We start from the raw sequence: 21,311 nt of genomic DNA on the forward strand, positions 1-21,311 counted from the left end.
TGGTATAATTTTGAGGTAATAGTGTCTGCTATTACCTTTTTCATTTTATTAATATGAAAGAATTGGGTGTTTTCACATGATACGCAGTATGACGGGATTCGGCCAAGCGAGTAAAACGGATGGTGAACTGACAGTGTCAGTTGAGCTAAAATCGGTCAATCACCGTTTTAAAGAGGTTCATGCCCGTTTGCCGAGGCCGCTTTTATATTTCGAAGATACATTAAAAAAAATCATTCTTCGTCACGTGCAGCGCGGTCGAATTGAGCTGTTTGTTACGATTGAAGGCGGTAAACTTGCAAGCCGGTCTTTACAGATTGACTGGCCGCTGCTTGATGAATATATGAAAGCCGCAAAAGACCTTGAGGACCGCTATCATATTTCAGGTATTCAGCATGCACATGACTTACTGAAGCTGGAACAGGCTGTTCAGGTGGAAGAGTCAGTCAGCCGTAATGAGCAGCTGGAGCATTTGCTGATAGACACTTGTGAAGAAGCTGTCAAGGAGCTTTGCTTTATGAGAGAGCAGGAGGGAACATCACTTCAAAAAGACTGTGAACTCAGGCTGTCTGAACTCGAGGCATTTACAGAAGAAATCAAAGTGTTTGCACCAGAGGTTGTGAGTCAGTACAAAGAACGATTGAATCAAAGATTGCAAGAATGGATCGGAGAGGCGCTTGAAGAGAGCAGGCTGATCACAGAGGCGGCCATCTTTGCGGATCGCTGTGACATTACAGAAGAGATTACCAGGCTGAAAAGTCATTTTCAGCAGTTCCAGCAAATTTTGACGCAAGGCGGCGCTGCCGGACGAAAGCTTGACTTTCTTGTACAGGAGCTCAACCGTGAAGTGAACACGATTGGATCAAAAGCAAACCATCACCATTTAACAAAGCTCGTGGTTGAAATGAAAAGCGCTATTGAAAAAATAAAAGAACAAGTGCAAAATATAGAATAGTCATTGTGTATGCTGTTTACAGTGCGTCTCTTTCGGCGAGACTAGAGACGTTTATATTACAGGGGGACGAAAGAAGATGACCATAAAGTTGATCAATATCGGATTTGGAAACATCATTTCAGCGAATCGGATGATTTCGATCGTCAGTCCGGAATCAGCACCGATTAAACGAATGATACAAGACGCAAGAGATCGAGGCATGCTCATTGATGCGACATACGGAAGAAGAACCCGTGCTGTTGTCATTATGGACAGTGACCATGTCATCTTATCTGCCGTTCAGCCTGAGACTGTCGCGCAAAGACTTTCTGTAAAAGAAGAAATCATAGATGAAGGGCAGGGGTAATACGCCATTATGAAAGAAAGAGGACTTTTAATCGTTCTCTCTGGACCTTCGGGAGTTGGAAAAGGAACGGTCAGACAAGCCATTTTCTCCCAGGAAGATACGAAATTTGAATACTCTATTTCTGTGACAACCCGCAAACCGCGTGAAGGTGAAAGAAATGGTGTTGATTATTTCTTTAAAACCAGGGAAGAATTTGAACATATGATTGAAAACAAAAAGCTGTTAGAATGGGCAGAGTATGTCGGGAATTACTACGGCACGCCTGTTGACTATGTAGAACAAACATTGAGCGAAGGAAAAGATGTTTTCCTTGAAATCGAAGTGCAAGGTGCACTTCAAGTAAGAGAAGCATTCCCGGAAGGTCTCTTTATTTTCCTTGCACCGCCAAGTCTTTCAGAACTTCAAAACCGCATTATTACACGCGGGACAGAATCTGAGGATCTCATCCGTAACCGAATGGCTGCTGCAAAAGAAGAAATTGAAATGATGGATGCTTATGACTATGTCGTTGAAAACGACGATGTCGAGCTTGCATGTGAAAGAATTAAAGCGATCGTCCTTGCAGAGCACCTGCGAAGAGACAGAGTCGCACCAAGATATAAAAAAATGCTGGGGGTAGAATAAACCATGTTAGATCCTTCAATTGACTCATTGATGAACAAACTTGACTCAAAATATACACTTGTCACAGTGTCTGCACGCCGTGCACGTGAAATGCAAATCCATCAAGATCAACAAATCGAAAACACAAAATCCTATAAATTTGTAGGGAAAGCTCTTGAAGAAATCGATGCTGGTCTTTTGACATTTGAAAAAGAAGAGCAAGAATAACATCGCTTCTGCTATGCAGATACGATACGTTCAAAAAAGTCAAAACTATGATTGGTTTTGACTTTTTTGAATTGTAGACGAATTTGTGAAAAAGGCCGTTAAGGGGGACAAACAAATGTTACAGTCGAAAAATATTTTACTCGGCGTCAGCGGAGGAATCGCCGTATATAAAGCAGCTGCACTCACTAGTAAACTCGTACAGGCAGGCGCAAACGTAAGAGTGATTATGACAGAATCTGCCCGTGAGTTTGTGTCTCCGCTCACCTTCCAAGCCCTATCTCGGCATGAGGTGTATGTGGATACATTTAAAGAAAACAATCCAAAAGTCATTGCGCATATTGATGTAGCTGACTGGGCCGATCTCATTCTTGTTGCCCCTGCAACAGCACATACCATTGGTAAAATGGCCGCAGGACTTGCTGATGATATGCTCACAACGACCTTGCTTGCTTCAACAGCTCCTGTATGGGTTGCGCCGGCTATGAATGTGCACATGTATGACCATCCAGCTGTCAAGCGGAACATCCGCACTTTATATGAAGACGGCTACCGGTTTATAGAGCCAAGTGAAGGCTATTTAGCATGCGGCTACATTGGAAAAGGACGCTTAGAGGAGCCGGAAAAAATTGTTGAACACATCCGTGCGTTTTTTGATCAGCCTGCCAGTTTGCCGCTTTCAGGTAAAAAAGTCGTGGTCACAGCTGGCCCTACACGAGAAGTGATCGACCCTGTTCGTTTTCTTTCAAATCGATCTTCTGGGAAAATGGGCTATGCCATTGCAGAAGCTGCCGAGCAAATGGGGGCTGATGTCACGCTCATTTCAGGACCTGTTTCGTTAACTGCGCCTGAGCATGTGAATGTGGTGCAAGTGGAATCGGCTGAGGAGATGTATCAAGCAGCGTTAGAGGTGTACGAGAAAGCAGATATAGTGATTAAATCAGCAGCCGTTGCCGATTATACGCCTGTCACGACGTATTCTCATAAAATGAAAAAACAAGACGGTGAACTAGCGGTTGAATTTAAGCGGACGAAAGATATTTTAAAAGAGCTTGGGAAAAGAAAAGAACATCAGGTGCTAGTCGGCTTTGCAGCTGAGACGCAGGATGTAGAATACTATGCGAAAAAGAAAATCGAATCCAAGCATTTAGATATGATTGTCGCGAACAATGTTGCAGCAGAGGGCGCAGGCTTTGGCACAGATACGAATGTCGCAGCATTGATCAAAGCAGACGGAACAAAAAAAGAGCTGCCAATGATGAGCAAAAAAGACCTTGCCTTTGAAATCTTACAGGAGGCAAAGCAGCTGCTGCCAAAAGAGCGTGATCGAGCATGATTGCTGAAGTGATCGTCGATGTCACAACGAAAGCCATTGACAGGCCATTTGACTATCGTGTGCCAGACCGCTTTAAAGGCCTTGTCAAGGCTGGTATGAGGGTAGTGGTTCCTTTTGGCCCAAGGAAGATTCAAGGGTTTGTGACAAAAATCAAAGAAGAAACAGACGTACAGTCAGGAAACATCAAGGACATTGTCGATTTATTTGATTTATCTCCTGTTCTGACAGATGAGCTATTGGAGCTTTCCCACTGGCTGACGGAAAAAACATTGTCCTATCATATTACGGCGCTTCAATCGATGCTTCCTGCAGCGATGAAAGCCAAATATGAAAAAGAAATTCAGGTGTTATCAGCTGAGGAACTTCCGCAGTCATTGAAAGAGCTTTTCGGTCAGCAAGAGAGCATCCTTTACGCTGACATTCCGCCTGAACAGCTGAAGCCTATTCAAAAGCATGTCCAAAAAGGCCATCTAGAAGTCAGATATCACGTCTCGCAAAAATCCGGAAAGAAAAAGGTGCGGACACTTCAGATAGCAGTTACGAAAGAAAAACTTGAAGAAAAGCAGGAACAGTTAAAGAAAAATGCGGTGAAACAGAAGGCGCTGCTTGCCTTTTTACTTCAAACGAATGAAACGACGTTTTTAGCAAAAGATTTGCAGCAACAAACAGGTGCTAGTTCTCAAACGATAAAAGCCTTGATTCAAGAAGGTCTGTTAACAGAAAGCTATGAAGAGATTTATCGAGATCCTTATCGGGATAGGGAGTTTACACCATCTACTCCTCTTGATCTCACAACAGAGCAAGCAGAAGCGGCAAAACCCATTCATCAAGCAGTGAGCGATGACAAACATGAAACGTTTTTACTGCACGGGGTCACAGGAAGCGGTAAAACCGAAATTTATTTACAGACAATTGATCATGTCCTCCAAAAGGGAAAAGAAGCGATCGTCCTAGTTCCTGAAATTTCATTAACGCCTCAAATGGTCCAGCGTTTTAAAGAGCGCTTCGGGTCCAATGTGGCTGTCCTTCATAGCGGCTTATCGACTGGGGAAAAATACGATGAATGGCGGAAAATCCACCGCAAGGAAGTCAAGCTTGTCGTTGGCGCAAGATCGGCGGTTTTTGCCCCATTTGAAAATCTAGGAATGATCATTATAGATGAAGAACACGAATCGTCATATAAACAAGAAGAAATGCCTCGGTATCATGCGAAAGATGTGGCCATTGAACGAGCAGGGCGGCACCAATGTCCGGTTGTATTAGGCAGTGCAACGCCTTCACTTGAGTCATATGCTCGTGCGAAAAAGGGTGTGTATACACTGCTGACGCTCAAACGGCGCGTCAATCAGCAGCAGCTGCCGCACGTTTCGTTAATTGATATGAGAGAAGAATTAAGAAACGGCAACCGCTCCATGTTCTCAGAAGAATTAATGCTCAGGTTAAAAGAAGTACTTGAAAGGAAAGAGCAGGCGGTTTTATTTCTCAATAAAAGAGGTTATTCATCCTTTGTGATGTGCCGAGATTGCGGATATGTGGAACAATGTCCTCATTGTGAGATTTCTCTCACTTATCACCGTTTTCAAAAACGGCTGAAGTGCCATTACTGCGGTCACGAAGCTCCTGTACCTCCAGAATGTCCAGAATGCCATAGTGAGCATATTCGCTATTTTGGTACAGGCACGCAGCGTGTGGAAGAAGAGCTGACGAAGGTATTGCCAGAAGCGAGGGTCATCCGAATGGATGTAGATACAACCTCTCGGAAAGGCGCGCACGAAAAGCTTCTCACGTCCTTTGGCAACAAAGAAGCGGATATACTGCTTGGGACGCAAATGATTGCAAAAGGCTTAGACTTCCCAGATGTTACACTTGTCGGTGTCCTGAGCGCGGATACGTCTCTTCATATCCCTGATTTTCGTTCAAGTGAAAAAACGTTTCAGCTTCTTACACAAGTAAGCGGACGTGCGGGACGTCATGAAAAAGCGGGGTCAGTCATTATTCAATCATATACACCTTCGCATTATAGTATTGAATTAACCAAACAGCATGATTATGAAGCCTTTTATGAGCAGGAGATGTTGCACCGTCGTCATCAGTCCTATCCGCCATTTTATTTTTTGGCGATGGTGACTGTATCACATGAAGAAGTGACAAAGGCAGCGCATGTCACGGACAAAATTGTTCAGTTCCTGAAAATGAATTGTGCACCGAATACAAGAATTCTCGGTCCTGCTGCTTCTCCAATCGCTAAGATCAAAGATAGATATCGATATCAATGCGTGATAAAATACAAAAGGGAAAATGAACTGGCAAGTTTATTACGAAAAATACAAGATCATTATCAAAAAGAAATGGAACAAAAACAGTTGATGATATCAATCGATATGAATCCATATATGATGATGTAAAACGGAGGTCTTTTCGTGGCAATCAAACCGATCGTCTTACATCCGGCAGACGTGCTTGAACAACAAACAGAGCTTGTTGATACATTCGATAAAAAACTGAAAAAACTGCTGGATGATATGTATGATACAATGCTTGAACTAGATGGAGTCGGCCTAGCCGCACCACAAATCGGCATCTCAAAAAGAATCGCCGTGGTCGATATCGGAGAAGATTCTGGGAGGATTGACTTAGTAAATCCTGAGATTCTTGATGTGGAAGGTAGCCAGACAGACATTGAAGGCTGCCTGAGCTTTCCATCTTTGTACGGAACGGTTGAAAGACCAAATTATGTGAAGGTGAAAGCCTTTGATAAGAAAGGCAAACCATTTACAATAGAAGCAGAAGGATTTTTAGCAAGAGCTTTATTGCATGAAATTGATCACTTAGACGGCGTATTATTCACGTCGAAAATCATTCAAACGTATACAGAAAAAGAACTTGCGGAAATGGAAGGGTGAAGAAAATGGCACGTATCGTATTTATGGGAACCCCTGATTTCTCAGTACCTGTGCTGCAAACACTTATAACAGAAGGATATGAAGTTGTCGGGGTCGTCACACAGCCAGATCGCCCGAAAGGCAGAAAACGAGTGCTCACGCCGCCTCCTGTAAAAGTAGAAGCCTTAAAACACGGCATTCCAGTTTTACAGCCTGAAAAGGTACGTCTTGATGAAGAAATTGATAAAGTGCTTGCGTTAAAGCCAGATTTGATCGTAACAGCAGCGTTCGGACAAATTTTGCCAAAAAGATTACTTGATGAACCTGAATTTGGCTGTATCAACGTTCATGCCTCACTGCTGCCAGAACTAAGAGGCGGTGCACCGATCCATTATGCGATCCTGCAAGGCAAAAAGAAAACAGGCGTGACGATCATGTATATGGTAGAAAAGCTTGATGCAGGTGACATGATTAGCAAAGTAGAAGTAGAAATTGATGAATTAGACAACGTCGGAACACTGCATGATAAATTAAGTGTGGCTGGTGCGGCGTTATTAAAAGACACAGTTCCAAATGTGTTAAGCAGGTCTATCTCGCCAATTCCGCAAAATGAAGAGGCAGCAACGTATGCACCAAATATTAAGCGGGAGCAGGAAAGATTAGACTGGACCAAGCCAGGAGAAGAGCTTTACAACCAAGTTCGCGGCTTAAATCCATGGCCAGTTGCCTATACTGAATGGAACGGTGCTAACTTAAAAGTATGGGAAGCGAAAAAAGTCCCGCTTCAAGCACCAGAAGAACCTGGGAAAGTGATTGAGCTTCAAAAAGAAGGACCAGTCGTTGGAACAGGAAATCAGCAAGGCCTTTTATTAACGAGTGTACAGCCCGCTGGAAAGAAAAAAATGAGCGGTGAAGACTTCTTAAGAGGCGCAAATATCGAAATTGGACAGAAATTAGGGTTAATCAATGAAGAAAAGTAATGTGAGAGAAGTAGCACTAGACGCTTTGATCAAACTCGAACAAAATCAAGCCTACAGTAACTTGCTTTTGCAGTCAGTGATGAAAGAGAAAGAACTCTCCGATCAAGACAAACCGCTATTAACAGAACTTGTATACGGTACACTGCAAAACAAGCTGGCACTTGATTATATGCTCACACCCTTTGTGAAAAAACCGCAAAAAGTGGCTCCTTGGGTCATGCAGCTTTTGCGGATGTCTCTTTATCAAATGGTCTACCTTGAAAAGATTCCAGATCGTGCTGCCATCCATGAAGCAGTGGAACTAACGAAAAAGCGCGGACATAAAGGTATTTCTTCACTAGTCAACGGCGTTCTTCGTTCTGTGCAAAGAGAAGGCGTGCCATCATTTGATGCGATCAAAGATCCGGTAAAAAGGCTTTCGATAGAGACAAGCCATCCATTGTGGCTCGTACAAGAATGGGTGGAGGCGTACGGTTTTGAAGCAGCAGAAAGCATGTGCCGTATTCATTTAGTCCCGCCAAAGCAGACATTGCGTGTCAATCAAATGAAAAAAAACCGCACTGCACTGCAGCAAGAACTCATGGATGCAGGAATCGAAACAGAGCTCGGCGACTTATCTGAGGATGCACTCAAACTCATGAAAGGATCTATCGTATCTACTCCTTTCTTTCAAGAGGGCTTTGTCACGATTCAAGATGAAAGTTCCATGCTTGTCGCAAGAGCGCTGGATCCTCAGCCGGGAGAAATGGTGCTTGATGCCTGTGCCGCCCCTGGTGGTAAATCAACACATATTGCAGAGCGAATGAACGATGAGGGGAAGATTGTGTCTCTTGATTTACATGAGCACAAAGTAAAACTGATCAAACAGGCGGCAAAGCGTCTAAACTTAACGCATATTGAGGCAAAAGCGCTTGATGCAAGAAAAGCATCCGACCATTATGATGATGCTTCGTTTGACCGTATTCTTATTGATGCACCATGTTCAGGTTTTGGCGTCATCAGACGAAAACCAGATATGAAATATACAAAGTCCTCGGAAGACTCAGCAAGACTTGCGACAATTCAGCAATCGATCTTGCATGAAACAGCCCAGCTGCTAAAGCCAGGCGGTACCCTTGTATACAGTACATGTACAATGGATCCAACAGAAAATCAACAAGTGATTCATGCGTTTTTACAAGAACACCAAGACTTCGAACCCGATCTATCTCTTAATGAACGGCTGCCTGAGCAGGTTGCTCCGTTTGTTCAAAACGGAAGTGTACAAATACTTCCTCATTATTTCGGAACAGATGGTTTCTTTATTTGCAGCATGAGAAAGAAGGGATAAAAAATGACAGAACAAAAACAAAAAGTAAGAAAAGAACTGAAAACAGACATGCCGTCGATCTACTCGTTTGAGCTAAATGAAATCAAAGACTGGTTAAAGGAACAAGGCGAAAAGCCTTTCCGTGCAACACAAATTTTTGAGTGGCTTTATGAAAAACGCGTCACATCCTTTGATGAAATGTCTAACCTTTCAAAGGAATTAAGAGAAAAATTAAAAGATCAATTCGCCATCACGACTTTAAAAACAGTGATCAAACAAACTTCTCAAGATGGAACGATCAAGTTCTTATTTGAATTACACGATGGCTATACCATTGAAACCGTGCTGATGCGCCACGAATATGGCAACTCTGTCTGCGTCACAACACAGGTTGGCTGTCGAATTGGTTGTACATTCTGTGCATCTACACTTGGCGGTTTGAAACGTAACCTTGAGGCGGGAGAAATTGTGGCCCAAGTATTGAAAGTACAACAGGCGCTTGATGAAACAGATGAACGCGTCAGCTCAGTTGTCATCATGGGTATTGGCGAACCGTTTGATAACTTTGATGAAATGCTTGCATTCCTTAAAATCATTAACCATGATAACGGCTTAAATATTGGTGCACGTCATATTACCGTTTCGACGAGCGGGATCATTCCAAAGATTTATCAATTTGCGGATGAGCAAATGCAAATCAACTTTGCTGTCTCCCTGCACGCACCAAATACTGACATTCGAAGCCGCCTCATGCCAATCAATAAGGCATACAAGCTGCCAAAATTAATGGAAGCTATTGAATACTATATTCAAAAAACAGGCAGACGCGTGAGCTTTGAATACGGTCTGTTTGGCGGAGTCAATGATCAAGTCCATCACGCAGAAGAACTTGCTGATTTATTAAAAGGAATCAAATGCCATGTAAACCTCATCCCGGTGAACTATGTACCAGAAAGAGATTACGTGAGAACACCAAGAGAACAAATCTTCCTATTTGAAAAAACGCTGAAAGAACGAGGCGTAAACGTAACGATTAGACGAGAGCAAGGCCATGATATTGATGCTGCTTGCGGTCAGCTAAGAGCGAAGGAGCGTCAGGAAGAGACGAGGTGACGAATGTTGATAAGGGCAGCCTTTCAAACCGATACAGGAAAAGTCCGTCAGCATAATGAAGATGATGCAGGTATTTTTGAAGCAAAAGAAGACACACTTCTAGCTGTTGTAGCAGATGGAATGGGAGGTCATCTTGCTGGTGATGTAGCCAGCAAGATGGCAGTTTCTTCTTTAAAAGAATACTGGCAGGAAACATCTTCAATTCCAAATAAACCAGCCGATCAAGAAAATTGGTTAATCTCAAAAATTAGTGACATTAATGACCAAGTATACGAACATGCGAAAAACAATGAGGAGTGCCAAGGAATGGGGACGACCATCGTATGTGCGCTCGTTCATTTGCAAACGGTCACAATTGCCCATATTGGTGACAGCCGCTGCTACTTGCTAAGAGAAGGAGCACTGACCCAATTAACAGATGATCACTCACTAGTGAATGAGTTAGTGAAAACAGGAGAGATTTCAAAAGCGGATGCAGAATATCATCCAAGAAAAAATGTGCTGACCAAAGCGTTAGGAACGGATAAACACGTTCAAATTGATGCACGAACTTTTGAAGTGGACCCAGGAGATCAAATTTTGCTTTGCTCAGACGGATTATCGAATAAAGTAGAAGAAGAGCATTTGATTCAGATTTTATCGCAAACAACCGCACCAGATGAAAAAGTAACAGAGTTAGTTCAAACAGCGAATGACAACGGCGGTGAAGATAACATTACAGCAGTACTGTTAGAAATCTCCTCCCAAACAGAGGAGGGTGACAGCAAGTGTTGATCGGAAAAAGGATCAGCGGCCGTTATCAAATTCTTCGCGCCATAGGCGGAGGCGGAATGGCCAACGTTTATTTGGCGGAGGATATGATTTTAGATCGCGAAGTGGCGATTAAAATTTTACGGTTTGACTTTGCAAGCGATGATGATTTTATTAGACGGTTCCGGAGAGAAGCGCAATCAGCAGCCAGCTTAGATCATCCGAATATTGTCAGTATCTACGATGTAGGAGAAGAAGATGACATTTATTATATTGTCATGGAATATGTCGAAGGGATGACGCTGAAAGAATACATACACGCCAATGGACCGCTTCATCCAAAAGAAGCCGTTCGCATTATGGAGCAAGTCGTTGCGGCGATGGAAGAAGCCCATGCGAAACAGCTCGTCCATCGAGACATTAAGCCTCACAATATATTAATAGACAACTTGGGGAATATCAAAGTCACTGATTTTGGCATTGCCATGGCACTTAGCTCAGCGACGATTACCCATACGAATTCTGTACTTGGCTCCGTGCATTATTTGTCCCCAGAGCAAGCGCGCGGCGGTCTTGCAACGAAAAAGTCAGATATTTATTCACTTGGTATTGTTCTTTATGAGCTGATTTCAGGACGCATGCCATTTGAAGGAGAATCCGCTGTCAGTGTCGCACTGAAGCATTTGCAATCAGAGCCGCCATCTGTGAGAAGGTGGAATCCTTCTGTACCACAAAGCGTGGAGAACATCATCTTAAAGGCGATGGCCAAAGATCCATTCTATCGATACGAAGATGCATCTGAAATGCAAAAAGACTTAAAAACGGCTTTTGACCCTGCAAGACTAAAAGAAAAGCGCTTTGTCATTGAAGAAGATCATGAAGCAACAAAAGCCATTCCCATTATAAAAGATCATCAAGTCGATCAAGACAATGAAAAAACAGCCGTCCACCCGGTTCAAAAACCAAAGAAAAAAGAGAAACAAAAGCCGAAGAAAAAACGGAAAAAATGGCCGTGGATTGTAGCATCGATCTTATTTGTTTTGACGGCTGCGACCATTTTAGCGATCACGGTCTTCCCAGGATTACTCTTTCCAAAAGACGTAGAGGTGACCGATGTTTCTGGCATGACGGTTGAAAAAGCGGAAGACACCTTGAAGAAAGCCGGATTTACCGTCGCTTCTGAACCCATTGATATTGCCGACGAGAAGATTGAAAAAGGGCTGGTTGTCAAAACAGACCCGAAAATTGGAACAAAGGTAAAAGAAGGGACAGAAATTCAGCTTTATCAAAGTACAGGTAAAGAAAAAACCGAATTACCTGATGTAACAGGTGAAAAGGTCGAGAAAGCAAAAGAACTATTAGAGAAAAAAGGGTTTAAACAGGTTGTTGTAGAGGAAGTGAATGATAATGACACAGAATCAGGCATTGTCATGGAACAGAAACCTTCCGCGAATACAGAACTTGTCGCAGCAGATGAAGAAGTCACATTGACCGTCAGTATAGGCCCTGCCGATATTACCTTACGGGATTTAACGACCTATAGTAAACAGGCCGCATCAAATTATCTAGAGGATAATGGACTAAAGCTAGATGAAAAAGAAGCATATTCTGACGATGTGCCAAAAGGTGAGGTCATGAAGCAGGAACCGGGAGCGGGGACAGCTGTTAAACCTGGTGATACGGTCAAAATTACGTTCTCTCTTGGCCCAAAAGAGAAACCGGCTAAAACGGTGACTGAAAAAATTGCGATCCCGTATGAACCAGAAACAGAAGGACAAGAAATGAATGTTCAAATATCCATTGATGATGCAGAACATAGCATTTCTGATTTATATGAAACCTTTAAAATCACTGCTCCCACTGAGCGCACGATTAAATTTAAGATAGAACCTGGTCAAAAAGGATACTATCAGGTGACTGTGGATGATAAAGTAGTAAGCTCCAAAACGATTGAATACCCTGATGATGAATAAAGGAGGGACTTTATGCCTGAGGGCAAAATTATTAAAGCATTAAGCGGATTTTATTATGTGCTGGATGAGTCTCTAGAAAGTGGCAAAGTAATTCAGTGTAGAGCAAGAGGGATTTTTCGTAAAAACAAAATAACCCCTCTTGTTGGAGATTATGTCGTCTATCAAGCAGATAACGATAAGGAAGGCTATTTGCTGGAAGTAAAAGAGCGGACCAATGAGCTGGTTCGGCCGCCTATTAGCAACGTTGATCAAGCGGTGCTCGTTTTCTCAGCAGCAGAGCCGACCTTTAGTACATCGCTGTTAGACAGATTCCTAGTGCTTGTTGAAGAGAGCCAGATTGAACCGATTATCTGCATCACAAAAATGGACTTGCTGAAAACAGAGCAAGAGCGAGAAACGATTCAAGCCTATGCAGAAGACTATCGCCAAATTGGATACGACGTTCATTTAACATCGACGATCGAAGGGGATGGAATTGAAAAGCTGACCCCGTATTTCCATCACAAGATTACTGTTTTTGCAGGTCAATCGGGTGTAGGGAAGTCTTCCCTCTTAAATGCGATGAGTCCTGATTTAGCACTGAAAACAAATGATATTTCCTCCCATCTTGGCAGGGGGAAACATACAACAAGACATGTGGAACTCATTCGAACGGCTGAAGGGCTCATTGCCGATACACCAGGATTTAGCTCGCTTGAATTTACAGGTATTGAAGCGGAAGATTTAGGGCTCTATTTCTTAGAAATCAGAGAGAAGAGTGCAGAATGTAAATTTAGAGGCTGTTTGCACGTAAAAGAACCTGGATGTGCGGTAAAAGAGGCAGTAGAACACGATCGCATCAGAGAGTATCGCTATCAGCATTATTTAGAGTTTTTAACTGAAATTAAAGACAGAAAGCCGAGGTACTAAATCATGGTTTATATTGCCCCATCCATTTTATCAGCCGATTTTGCCAATCTTGCGAAAGATATCCGTGATGTGGAACAAGGTGGAGCGGATTATATTCATATTGATGTGATGGACGGTCATTTTGTGCCGAATATGACATTTGGACCAAATGTAGTGGAGGCGATCAGGCCGCATACAAAGCTGCCGCTCGATGTTCACTTAATGATTGAGCAGCCAGACCAGTATATCCCTGCATTTGCAAAAGCGGGCGCTGATATTATTTCTGTTCATGTCGAGGCGTGTCCACACTTACATCGCACGATTCAGCATATAAAAGAACAAGGTGTCAAAGCAGGGGTTGTTTTAAACCCGCACACACCCGTTTCTCAAATCGCGCATGTATTAGAGGATGTTGACCTAGTCTTATTCATGACGGTGAACCCTGGTTTTGGCGGACAGGCGTTTATTCCTTCTGTTCTCTCAAAGGTAAAAGAAGTAAAGACACTTAGTGAACAAAAGGGCTTAACCGATCTACTCATTGAAATAGATGGCGGTGTCAATGTAGAGACAGCAAAGAGCTGCAAAGAAGCAGGCGCTAATCTACTGGTTGCCGGCTCAGCGGTATATGGGAAAGACGACCGCGCGGCGGCCATTCAGGCCATTCGAGAAGCATAACAAAAAGAACCAAAGTCATTGTGATCTTTGGTTCTTTTTCAATGGAGAGGAGCGTAATCATGCACATACATATCGTAGCCGGCGGTCCTTTTTCGTACATCCCGCCGCTTGATCATGAAGCATCTGAGGAGGACATTCTCTGGGTCGGCGTAGATCGGGGAACCCTTTTCTTACTAGAGCATGGCATTGTACCTGACAGAGCATTTGGTGATTTTGATAGTGTGACAGAAGAAGAGCTTCATGAACTGAAAAAGAAATTGCCTGCACTCAATCTATTTCAGGCAGAGAAAGATGAAACGGATTTAGAACTTGCGCTGAACTGGTCTTTGCGTCAGAATCCAGCACATATTCAAATTTACGGCATCACAGGCGGAAGAGCAGATCATTTTCTTGGGAATATCCATCTCCTTTATAAAGGCATTCAGCACAAACAGAGCATGACCCTTGTAGATAAGCAAAATATCATTCAAATGTTTGGACCTGGTACATACGACATCAAACAAGACCCGGATAAAAAATATGTGTCGTTTTTGCCCTTCGGTACATCGGTTGAAAAGCTGACATTAAAAGGTTTCAAATATCCTCTGAAAAATTGTCATATTGAGCCTGGTTCCACACTATGTATTAGTAACGAACTCATCCACTCAAATGGTACTTTTTCTTTTCATGAAGGCATATTAATAATGGTAAGAAGCAAAGATTGACCAACCTATCAATGTGGATGGCTGATTAAGCTCAATTGTGCTGCAAGCGGTACTTTTAGGAGGGGGACAAAATGAAATTTTATACAATCAAACTGCCTAGATTTCTTGGCGGCATTGTCCGTGCGATGCTTGGTTCATTTAAGAAAGATTAATGAGTAATCTCCTTTATTTCCACATAAAAACGCCTGCTACATTTAACTGTAGCAGGCGTTTACTCTTGCTTATACACGCTCAACTTTACCAGATTTCAAAGCTCGAGCTGATACATATACTCTTTTAGGCTTACCGTCCACTAGAATACGAACTTTTTGAAGGTTCGCGCCCCATGTACGTTTTGTAGAGTTCATTGCGTGAGAACGGTTGTTCCCAGCTTTTGTTTTTCTGCCTGTAATAACGCATTTACGTGCCATTTGTTTCCCTCCTAACTGCGAAAACATCATCATATTCTTCATATACGTACTTAGAGATGCCTCAAGATACTTTAATAATTTACCACAGCTTCAAGGGGTTTGCAAGGATTGTTTGCTCCTCTTTCAAGAAAAATACCTTGACATCTTGATAAAAAATCAAGGCTATAGTATAAGTAGGATTGGGTCGGATTGAATGATTTCTTTTAAAAAGAAGGGTCTTATAGTAAAATAGTGATAACTCAGGGCAATTTCTCAAAAAGGGGGAACCAATGTGTCCATTGAACTTAGAACGAAATACGGACAAATTGATATATCAAATGAAGTCATTGCAATGGTGGCAGGAGGCGCTGCGATCGATTGCTATGGTATTGTTGGCATGGCGTCCAAAAATCAAATAAAGGACGGCTTGACGGATATTCTCCGCAAAGAGAACTTCAGCCGGGGTGTTCTTGTGCGTCAAAAAGAAGATCGCATTCATATTGATATGTACATCATCGTCAGCTACGGTACAAAAATATCAGAAGTCGCACATAATGTTCAAACGAAAGTCAAATATACGATTCATCACACGATTGGACTTTCAGTTGACTCAGTCAACATTTATGTACAAGGAGTAAAAGTTACGAACCCGTAGTAAGGAGGAAATATATTGTCTATTAGAAATCTGGGTGGCCGCTCATTTGCAAAAATGATTCTTGCAGGTGCTCACCATCTTTCTCAAAACGCACAAATTGTTGATGCGTTAAATGTTTTTCCAGTGCCAGACGGAGACACGGGGACAAATATGAATTTGTCAATGACTTCAGGGGCAAAAGCAGTTGAAGAAACAAATACCGATCACATTGGTAAGGTCGGGGTGGCTCTGTCGAAAGGGCTGTTAATGGGGGCAAGAGGAAACTCAGGTGTGATCCTGTCTCAGCTCTTCAGAGGTTTCAGCAAAAATATAGAACAAAAAGAAACAATTGACGCAAAAGAATTTGCGCTTGCCTTGCAGGCCGGTGTTGATACAGCATATAAAGCCGTCATGAAACCGATTGAAGGAACCATCTTAACGGTTGCAAAGGACGCAGCAAAGAAAGCGGTTGCTGTTTCAACAACAGAAGACCAAATCGATCGTGTACTTGAATTAACGATTGAGGAAGCAAGAGCATCACTTGACCGCACGCCAGATCTCCTTCCTGTTTTAAAAGAAGTCGGTGTTGTAGATAGCGGCGGTAAAGGACTTCTTTGTGTATATGAAGGTTTCCTTGCTTCATTAAGAGGAGAAGAGCTTCCTCCTAAAACGGCCTCTTTGCCAACATTAAAAGAATTAGTGAGTGCAGAGCATCATAAAAGTGCACAAAGCCATATGAACACAGAAGATATTGAATTTGGCTATTGTACAGAATTTATGGTGAAATTCGAAGAAGACAAACAGTCCTTTGACGAAAATGCCTTCAGAGAAGAATTAAGCGAATTCGGAGATTCACTTCTTGTGGTATCTGATGATACGCTTGCAAAAGTTCATATTCATGCAGAGCAGCCAGGAGATGTCTTATCATATGCACAGCGCTATGGCAGCTTAATTAATATGAAAATTGAAAACATGAGAGAGCAGCATAGCTCGATCGTCAATGAAGAAAAAGATCACTCGCCTGCTACACCAAAAGCAACAGCTGCTGAAAAACAGCGTTTTGGAGTAGTGAGTGTCGCAATGGGAGAAGGGATTGCTGACTTGTTTAAAAGTATCGGAGCATCCGTCGTCATTGAAGGCGGACAGACGATGAATCCGAGCACAGAAGACATTGTCAAAGCAATTGATAGCATTCATGCCGAAACCGTCTTTATCTTACCTAATAATTCTAATATTGTCATGGCAGCTAAACAGGCGGCAACTGTCTCAAGTCGTGAGGTCGTTGTTATTCCGACAAAGACCGTTCCTCAAGGAATGTCGGCACTTCTTTCTCTCAATGAAGCAGCTTCAAATGAAGACAATGAAGCAGCGATGTTAGAAGCGATTGATCATGTGAAAAGCGGCCAAATTACCTTTGCGGTAAGAGATACCCAAATTGATGGGATCGACATTGCCAAAGGCGATTATATGGGCCTATACAATGGAAAAATCACCTTAACAGCTAAAAATCAATTAGATGCAGCAAAAGAGCTTTTGACCCAAATGGTGACAGAAGATGATGAGATTGTCACAATCATCAAAGGGGAAGATGCATCATCTGATGAGATGGAAGCTTTAGAAGCATATATTGAAGACACATTTGAAGATGTAGAAGTTGAAGTCCACGATGGAAAACAGCCGCTTTATTCATATATTTTGGCTGTTGAATAAAGAAAGAAGGGCACATGAAGCCCTTCTTCTTCTTTTGCATTTTTTTACTATGTGTTCATCGGTGAAATGAGTTGCGGGAATCGAATGAATCCATTAGTCTAAAGGGAGTAACAAACCAATCTGTGATTGGTGATGAGAGGGGAAGACCTATGAAATTTAGAAGTGTGTTTGATATTATTGGACCCGTCATGATTGGTCCATCAAGTTCGCACACGGCGGGTGCGGCTCGTATTGGAAGAGTGGCTCGCAGCTTGTTCGGAAGAGAACCGAAACGAATTGTTGTGTCGTTTTATGGCTCTTTTAAAGATACGTATAAAGGACACGGGACAGATGTAGCCATTATCGGCGGTGTTCTTGACTTTGATACATTTGATGAACGAATTAAAACAGCGATTGATATTGCAAAAAGCAAAGAAATCGACATTGAGTTTAAAGAAGAAGATGCGGTGCCAGCGCATCCAAATACAGCAAAAGTAGAAATTTCAGATGCGAATGGAAGCCTTGAATTAATCGGGATTTCCATTGGCGGAGGTAAAATTGAAATCACAGAATTAAATGGCTTTGAACTGAGACTCTCAGGGAATCACCCAGCCATTCTTGTGGTTCATAACGACCGCTACGGGACGATTGCAGCAGTTGCCAATGTGTTAGCGAAATTCGCCATCAACATTGGTCATATGGAAGTGGCACGTAAAGAGGTCGGGCAAGAAGCACTCATGACGATTGAAGTGGATCAAAATATTGATCCAGCGGTTTTAACAGAGCTTGAGACGCTGCCAAACATTATTCAAGTCACACAAATTGCAGAGTAACAACAAGGAGGTTATGTATGATGTTTAAAAACGTCAAAGAACTCGTGCAGCTAACAGAAGAACGGAATACCTCCATTTCAGAAATTATGATTACTCAAGAAATGGAAGTGACAGGGAAGTCACGTGAAGACATTTTCTCGCAGATGTACCGCAACCTAGAAGTGATGGAACAGGCCGTTGAAAACGGACTGAAAGGTGTGAAATCATTATCTGGTTTAACAGGCGGGGATGCGGTGAAACTTCAAGCATATATCGCATCAGGCAAAACATTGTCTGGTCATACCATTTTAGATGCTGTCAGTAAGGCAGTGGCAACAAATGAAGTGAATGCAGCAATGGGAACGATCTGTGCAACGCCTACAGCTGGCTCAGCAGGTGTTGTGCCAGGTACGCTCTTTGCGGTGAAAGAAACATTAAAGCCAACAAAGGAACAAATGGTCAGATTCCTATTTACATCTGGTGCATTTGGTTTTGTTGTCGCCAATAACGCAAGTATCTCTGGTGCAGCAGGCGGATGTCAGGCAGAAGTAGGATCTGCATCAGGTATGGCAGCAGCAGCCATTGTAGAAATGGCAGGCGGTACGCCGCAGCAATCCGCTGAAGCCATGGCCATCACCTTAAAAAATATGCTGGGTCTTGTTTGCGATCCAGTCGCAGGACTTGTGGAAGTGCCATGTGTGAAACGAAACGCAATGGGCGCTTCTAATGCGATGATTGCAGCAGATATGGCACTTGCTGGAATTACAAGCCGCATCCCTTGTGATGAAGTCATTGATGCGATGTACAAAATTGGTCAAACGATGCCAACAGCTCTTCGTGAGACCGCACAAGGCGGACTTGCTGCAACACCGACAGCAAGGGAGCTTGAAAAGAAGATTTTCGGAGGTGTGACCTCATCTCGTGATACAGAAACTGCAAGATAAGATCTCTGCCCTCAAAGGGATTGGAGAAGAAACAGAAAAAACACTAAATGAACTTGGAATCTACACAGTAGCCGATTTACTCGGCTACTTTCCTTATCGATATGACGACTATGAGCTTCGCAACTTAGAAGAAGTCAGACATGACGAACGTGTCACAGTTGAAGGAAAAGTGCACAGTGAGCCCGTTCTCACCTATTATGGAAAAAAACGAAGCAGGCTGACATTCAGGCTGCTTGTCGGTCGTTTTTTGATTACAGCCATATGCTTCAATCGCCCTTATTTAAAACGAAGTCTTGTTTTAGGCGATACGGTATCCGTCACAGGGAAGTGGGATAAAAACCGGCAATCCATTATGGTGCAGGAATTTAAAAAAGGAACACACGAACAAGATGGCAGTATAGAACCTGTTTATTCGGTCAAAGAAAATGTAACCGTGAAGATGATGAGACGATTTGTAAAACAAGCGTTGTCACTCTATGTAGATCATGCTGAAGATCCACTGCCAAAGCAACTTGTAGCTGCTTATAAACTCATGTCTTATCAAGAAGCACTAAAAACCATTCATCTCCCTGAAACAAGAGACTCGCTCAAGCAAGCAAGACGACGCTTCGTGTACGAGGAATTTCTCATCTTTCAGCTGAAGATGCAGGCGATCAGAAAAAAAGAACGAGAAAAAACATCAGGCATCCAGCATCCATTCTCAAAAGAGGCGGTCTTTGAGTTTGTTCATAGCCTGCCGTTTCCGCTGACAAAAGCACAATCAAGAGTGCTTGATGAAATTATGGCAGATATGGCATCCCCGTACCGGATGAACCGGCTTCTTCAAGGTGATGTTGGATCGGGGAAAACAGCTGTAGCGGCAATTGCCCTTTATGCCGCTCATTTATCCGGCTTTCAAGGTGCGCTGATGGTGCCAACTGAAATTTTGGCTGAACAGCATGCCGATTCACTGTATCAGCTATTTGAAAAATGGGGGCTAAATATTGCTCTTTTGACGAGTTCAGTGAAAGGAAAGCGCCGCAGAGAACTGCTTGAACGTCTGAAAGAGGGAGATATTGATATTTTAGTCGGCACACATGCCCTTATCCAGGACGAAGTGGAATTTCAGCAGCTTGGTCTTGTTATTACAGATGAACAGCACAGGTTCGGCGTGGAACAACGGAAAAAGCTGCGAAGCAAAGGGCAGGACCCAGATGTTTTGTTTATGACCGCAACGCCGATTCCAAGAACGCTTGCCATCACAGTATTTGGAGAAATGGACGTCTCAGTCATTGATGAGCTGCCAGCCGGCCGAAAGCAGATTGAAACGTATTGGGTGAAGCATGACATGCTTGAGCGGATTCTTGCTTTTGTTGATAAAGAGCTGAGAAAAGGCAGACAAGCGTATATTATTTGTCCACTTATAGAAGAATCAGACAAACTGGATGTCCAAAATGCGATTGATGTTCACAGCATGCTGACAGAGGCGTATCGGGGAAAATGGTCGATCGGCTTAATGCATGGGAAACTTGCCAGTGATGAAAAAGATCAAGTGATGAGAGATTTCACTTCCAATGAAGTGCAAATCCTTGTGTCAACGACAGTTGTTGAAGTTGGTGTCAACGTGCCGAATGCGACCATCATGGTCATTTATGATGCGGACCGCTTTGGACTGTCACAGCTTCATCAGTTAAGAGGCCGGGTCGGACGCGGAGAGCATCAATCTTTTTGTATTTTAATGGCGGACCCTAAATCAGAGACCGGTAAAGAGCGCATGCGGATCATGTCTGAAACAACGGATGGCTTTGAACTGTCTGAAAAGGACTTAGAACTAAGAGGCCCTGGCGACTTCTTTGGCAAGAAACAAAGCGGAATGCCTGAATTTAAAGTGGCAGATATGGTTCATGACTATAGAGCGCTTGAAACCGCTAGAAAAGATGCGGCAGAGCTCGTGCAGTCTGAAGCCTTTTGGACAGAACCTGAATACAAAGAACTTAGGCAAACACTCGTAGACAGCGGTGTGCTAGGCGGAGATAAATTGAGCTGATCAAGTGCTGGAGGAATTTTCTTGTCTTTTTGAAACAAGGATTGATTTATCATCTATGAGATTATATACTACTATTAGTAC

22 protein-coding genes are annotated in these 21,311 nt (G+C 42.9%); 21 read left to right on the forward strand and 1 reads right to left on the reverse strand.

Going from position 1 to position 21,311, the window contains the following annotated elements; translation table 11 throughout:
* Positions 1 to 76: 76 nt before the first annotated feature.
* From NST09_RS07725 to spoVM, 16 genes are all read left to right on the forward strand, one after another.
* Positions 77 to 952: a YicC/YloC family endoribonuclease gene (locus NST09_RS07725; RefSeq protein WP_017359340.1), complete on the forward strand. Its 876-nt coding sequence runs from the start codon at positions 77 to 79 to the stop codon at positions 950 to 952.
* Between the two features lie 76 nt (positions 953 to 1,028).
* Positions 1,029 to 1,298: an extracellular matrix/biofilm regulator RemA gene (gene remA, locus NST09_RS07730; RefSeq protein WP_008344898.1), complete on the forward strand. Its 270-nt coding sequence runs from the start codon at positions 1,029 to 1,031 to the stop codon at positions 1,296 to 1,298.
* 9 nt (positions 1,299 to 1,307) lie between these two features.
* Positions 1,308 to 1,922, forward strand: coding sequence for a guanylate kinase (gene gmk / locus NST09_RS07735; RefSeq protein WP_007499680.1), 615 nt, complete (start codon positions 1,308 to 1,310; stop codon positions 1,920 to 1,922).
* A gap of 3 nt (positions 1,923 to 1,925) precedes the next feature.
* Positions 1,926 to 2,129 carry a DNA-directed RNA polymerase subunit omega gene (gene rpoZ, locus NST09_RS07740; RefSeq protein ID WP_008344896.1) on the forward strand — a complete coding sequence of 68 codons (204 nt, stop codon included), beginning with the start codon at positions 1,926 to 1,928 and terminating at the stop codon, positions 2,127 to 2,129.
* A gap of 115 nt (positions 2,130 to 2,244) precedes the next feature.
* On the forward strand, positions 2,245 to 3,462 hold the full coding sequence (gene coaBC / locus NST09_RS07745) for a bifunctional phosphopantothenoylcysteine decarboxylase/phosphopantothenate--cysteine ligase CoaBC (RefSeq protein ID WP_342493494.1): 1,218 nt from the start codon (positions 2,245 to 2,247) through the stop codon (positions 3,460 to 3,462).
* The gene (priA, locus tag NST09_RS07750) at positions 3,459 to 5,867 is read left to right on the forward strand and encodes a primosomal protein N' (RefSeq protein WP_342493495.1); all 2,409 of its coding nucleotides are present in this window, start codon (positions 3,459 to 3,461) and stop codon (positions 5,865 to 5,867) included. Before coaBC ends, priA begins: the two co-directional genes overlap by 4 nt.
* A 15-nt stretch (positions 5,868 to 5,882) precedes the next feature.
* Positions 5,883 to 6,365 (forward strand): peptide deformylase, encoded by a 483-nt coding sequence (gene def / locus NST09_RS07755; protein WP_008344891.1) that lies wholly within the window; start codon positions 5,883 to 5,885, stop codon positions 6,363 to 6,365.
* 5 nt (positions 6,366 to 6,370) lie between these two features.
* Positions 6,371 to 7,324: a methionyl-tRNA formyltransferase gene (gene fmt / locus NST09_RS07760; protein WP_017359336.1), complete on the forward strand. Its 954-nt coding sequence runs from the start codon at positions 6,371 to 6,373 to the stop codon at positions 7,322 to 7,324.
* Positions 7,311 to 8,654 (forward strand): 16S rRNA (cytosine(967)-C(5))-methyltransferase RsmB, encoded by a 1,344-nt coding sequence (gene rsmB, locus NST09_RS07765; protein ID WP_039956215.1) that lies wholly within the window; start codon positions 7,311 to 7,313, stop codon positions 8,652 to 8,654. Before fmt ends, rsmB begins: the two co-directional genes overlap by 14 nt.
* 3 nt (positions 8,655 to 8,657) lie before the next feature.
* Complete coding sequence (rlmN, locus tag NST09_RS07770; RefSeq protein ID WP_007499669.1) at positions 8,658 to 9,746, forward strand: 23S rRNA (adenine(2503)-C(2))-methyltransferase RlmN; 1,089 nt, start codon at positions 8,658 to 8,660, stop codon at positions 9,744 to 9,746.
* A gap of 3 nt (positions 9,747 to 9,749) precedes the next feature.
* A complete protein-coding gene (locus NST09_RS07775) occupies positions 9,750 to 10,520 on the forward strand; it encodes a Stp1/IreP family PP2C-type Ser/Thr phosphatase (RefSeq protein ID WP_034647887.1) in 771 nt (256 codons plus the stop codon).
* Entirely contained in the window at positions 10,514 to 12,469 is a 1,956-nt protein-coding gene (gene pknB, locus NST09_RS07780) for a Stk1 family PASTA domain-containing Ser/Thr kinase (RefSeq protein ID WP_025207318.1), read from the forward strand. Before NST09_RS07775 ends, pknB begins: the two co-directional genes overlap by 7 nt.
* A 12-nt stretch (positions 12,470 to 12,481) precedes the next feature.
* Entirely contained in the window at positions 12,482 to 13,378 is an 897-nt protein-coding gene (rsgA, locus tag NST09_RS07785; RefSeq protein ID WP_052320400.1) for a ribosome small subunit-dependent GTPase A, read from the forward strand.
* A gap of 3 nt (positions 13,379 to 13,381) precedes the next feature.
* Positions 13,382 to 14,032, forward strand: coding sequence for a ribulose-phosphate 3-epimerase (gene rpe, locus NST09_RS07790; RefSeq protein WP_007499663.1), 651 nt, complete (start codon positions 13,382 to 13,384; stop codon positions 14,030 to 14,032).
* Positions 14,033 to 14,091: 59 nt separating this feature from the next.
* On the forward strand, positions 14,092 to 14,736 hold the full coding sequence (locus tag NST09_RS07795; protein WP_052320401.1) for a thiamine diphosphokinase: 645 nt from the start codon (positions 14,092 to 14,094) through the stop codon (positions 14,734 to 14,736).
* 71 nt (positions 14,737 to 14,807) lie between these two features.
* On the forward strand, positions 14,808 to 14,888 hold the full coding sequence (spoVM, locus tag NST09_RS07800) for a stage V sporulation protein SpoVM (protein ID WP_008354550.1): 81 nt from the start codon (positions 14,808 to 14,810) through the stop codon (positions 14,886 to 14,888).
* A gap of 69 nt (positions 14,889 to 14,957) precedes the next feature.
* Here spoVM and rpmB read toward each other — a convergent pair whose 3' ends face one another.
* On the reverse strand, positions 14,958 to 15,146 hold the full coding sequence (rpmB, locus tag NST09_RS07805) for a 50S ribosomal protein L28 (RefSeq protein ID WP_003212514.1): 189 nt from the start codon (positions 15,144 to 15,146) through the stop codon (positions 14,958 to 14,960).
* Between the two features lie 271 nt (positions 15,147 to 15,417).
* Between rpmB and NST09_RS07810 the strand changes: the two genes are divergently transcribed.
* The 5 genes from NST09_RS07810 (at position 15,418) to recG (ending at position 21,230) form a co-directional block, all read left to right on the forward strand.
* Positions 15,418 to 15,780: an Asp23/Gls24 family envelope stress response protein gene (locus NST09_RS07810; protein WP_008344871.1), complete on the forward strand. Its 363-nt coding sequence runs from the start codon at positions 15,418 to 15,420 to the stop codon at positions 15,778 to 15,780.
* A 15-nt stretch (positions 15,781 to 15,795) separates the two neighbouring features.
* Positions 15,796 to 17,469, forward strand: coding sequence for a DAK2 domain-containing protein (locus NST09_RS07815; RefSeq protein ID WP_342493496.1), 1,674 nt, complete (start codon positions 15,796 to 15,798; stop codon positions 17,467 to 17,469).
* 149 nt (positions 17,470 to 17,618) lie between these two features.
* A complete protein-coding gene (gene sdaAB / locus NST09_RS07820; protein ID WP_008344864.1) occupies positions 17,619 to 18,281 on the forward strand; it encodes an L-serine ammonia-lyase, iron-sulfur-dependent subunit beta in 663 nt (220 codons plus the stop codon).
* Between the two features lie 20 nt (positions 18,282 to 18,301).
* On the forward strand, positions 18,302 to 19,204 hold the full coding sequence (sdaAA, locus tag NST09_RS07825; protein ID WP_008354543.1) for an L-serine ammonia-lyase, iron-sulfur-dependent, subunit alpha: 903 nt from the start codon (positions 18,302 to 18,304) through the stop codon (positions 19,202 to 19,204).
* Positions 19,182 to 21,230: an ATP-dependent DNA helicase RecG gene (recG, locus tag NST09_RS07830; protein WP_017359103.1), complete on the forward strand. Its 2,049-nt coding sequence runs from the start codon at positions 19,182 to 19,184 to the stop codon at positions 21,228 to 21,230. Before sdaAA ends, recG begins: the two co-directional genes overlap by 23 nt.
* Positions 21,231 to 21,311: the final 81 nt, after the last annotated feature.

The sequence above is a fragment of the Bacillus sp. FSL W7-1346 genome (genome assembly GCF_038593335.1).
In the GTDB taxonomy this organism is placed as follows: Bacteria; Bacillota; Bacilli; order Bacillales; family Bacillaceae; genus Bacillus; species Bacillus altitudinis.

Excerpts from the sequence above, each read along its gene's own strand:
- NST09_RS07725 (WP_017359340.1), top strand. The coding sequence starts at position 77 with ATGATACGCAGTATGACGGGATTCGGCCAAGCGAGTAAAACGGATGGT.
- remA (WP_008344898.1), top strand. The coding sequence starts at position 1,029 with ATGACCATAAAGTTGATCAATATCGGATTTGGAAACATCATTTCAGCG.
- gmk (WP_007499680.1), top strand. The coding sequence starts at position 1,308 with ATGAAAGAAAGAGGACTTTTAATCGTTCTCTCTGGACCTTCGGGAGTT.
- rpoZ (WP_008344896.1), top strand. The coding sequence starts at position 1,926 with ATGTTAGATCCTTCAATTGACTCATTGATGAACAAACTTGACTCAAAA.
- coaBC (WP_342493494.1), top strand. The coding sequence starts at position 2,245 with ATGTTACAGTCGAAAAATATTTTACTCGGCGTCAGCGGAGGAATCGCC.
- priA (WP_342493495.1), top strand. The coding sequence starts at position 3,459 with ATGATTGCTGAAGTGATCGTCGATGTCACAACGAAAGCCATTGACAGG.
- fmt (WP_017359336.1), top strand. The coding sequence starts at position 6,371 with ATGGCACGTATCGTATTTATGGGAACCCCTGATTTCTCAGTACCTGTG.
- rsmB (WP_039956215.1), top strand. The coding sequence starts at position 7,311 with ATGAAGAAAAGTAATGTGAGAGAAGTAGCACTAGACGCTTTGATCAAA.
- rlmN (WP_007499669.1), top strand. The coding sequence starts at position 8,658 with ATGACAGAACAAAAACAAAAAGTAAGAAAAGAACTGAAAACAGACATG.
- NST09_RS07775 (WP_034647887.1), top strand. The coding sequence starts at position 9,750 with ATGTTGATAAGGGCAGCCTTTCAAACCGATACAGGAAAAGTCCGTCAG.
- rsgA (WP_052320400.1), top strand. The coding sequence starts at position 12,482 with ATGCCTGAGGGCAAAATTATTAAAGCATTAAGCGGATTTTATTATGTG.
- rpe (WP_007499663.1), top strand. The coding sequence starts at position 13,382 with ATGGTTTATATTGCCCCATCCATTTTATCAGCCGATTTTGCCAATCTT.
- NST09_RS07795 (WP_052320401.1), top strand. The coding sequence starts at position 14,092 with ATGCACATACATATCGTAGCCGGCGGTCCTTTTTCGTACATCCCGCCG.
- spoVM (WP_008354550.1), top strand. The coding sequence starts at position 14,808 with ATGAAATTTTATACAATCAAACTGCCTAGATTTCTTGGCGGCATTGTC.
- rpmB (WP_003212514.1), bottom strand. The coding sequence starts at position 15,146 with ATGGCACGTAAATGCGTTATTACAGGCAGAAAAACAAAAGCTGGGAAC.
- sdaAB (WP_008344864.1), top strand. The coding sequence starts at position 17,619 with ATGAAATTTAGAAGTGTGTTTGATATTATTGGACCCGTCATGATTGGT.
- sdaAA (WP_008354543.1), top strand. The coding sequence starts at position 18,302 with ATGTTTAAAAACGTCAAAGAACTCGTGCAGCTAACAGAAGAACGGAAT.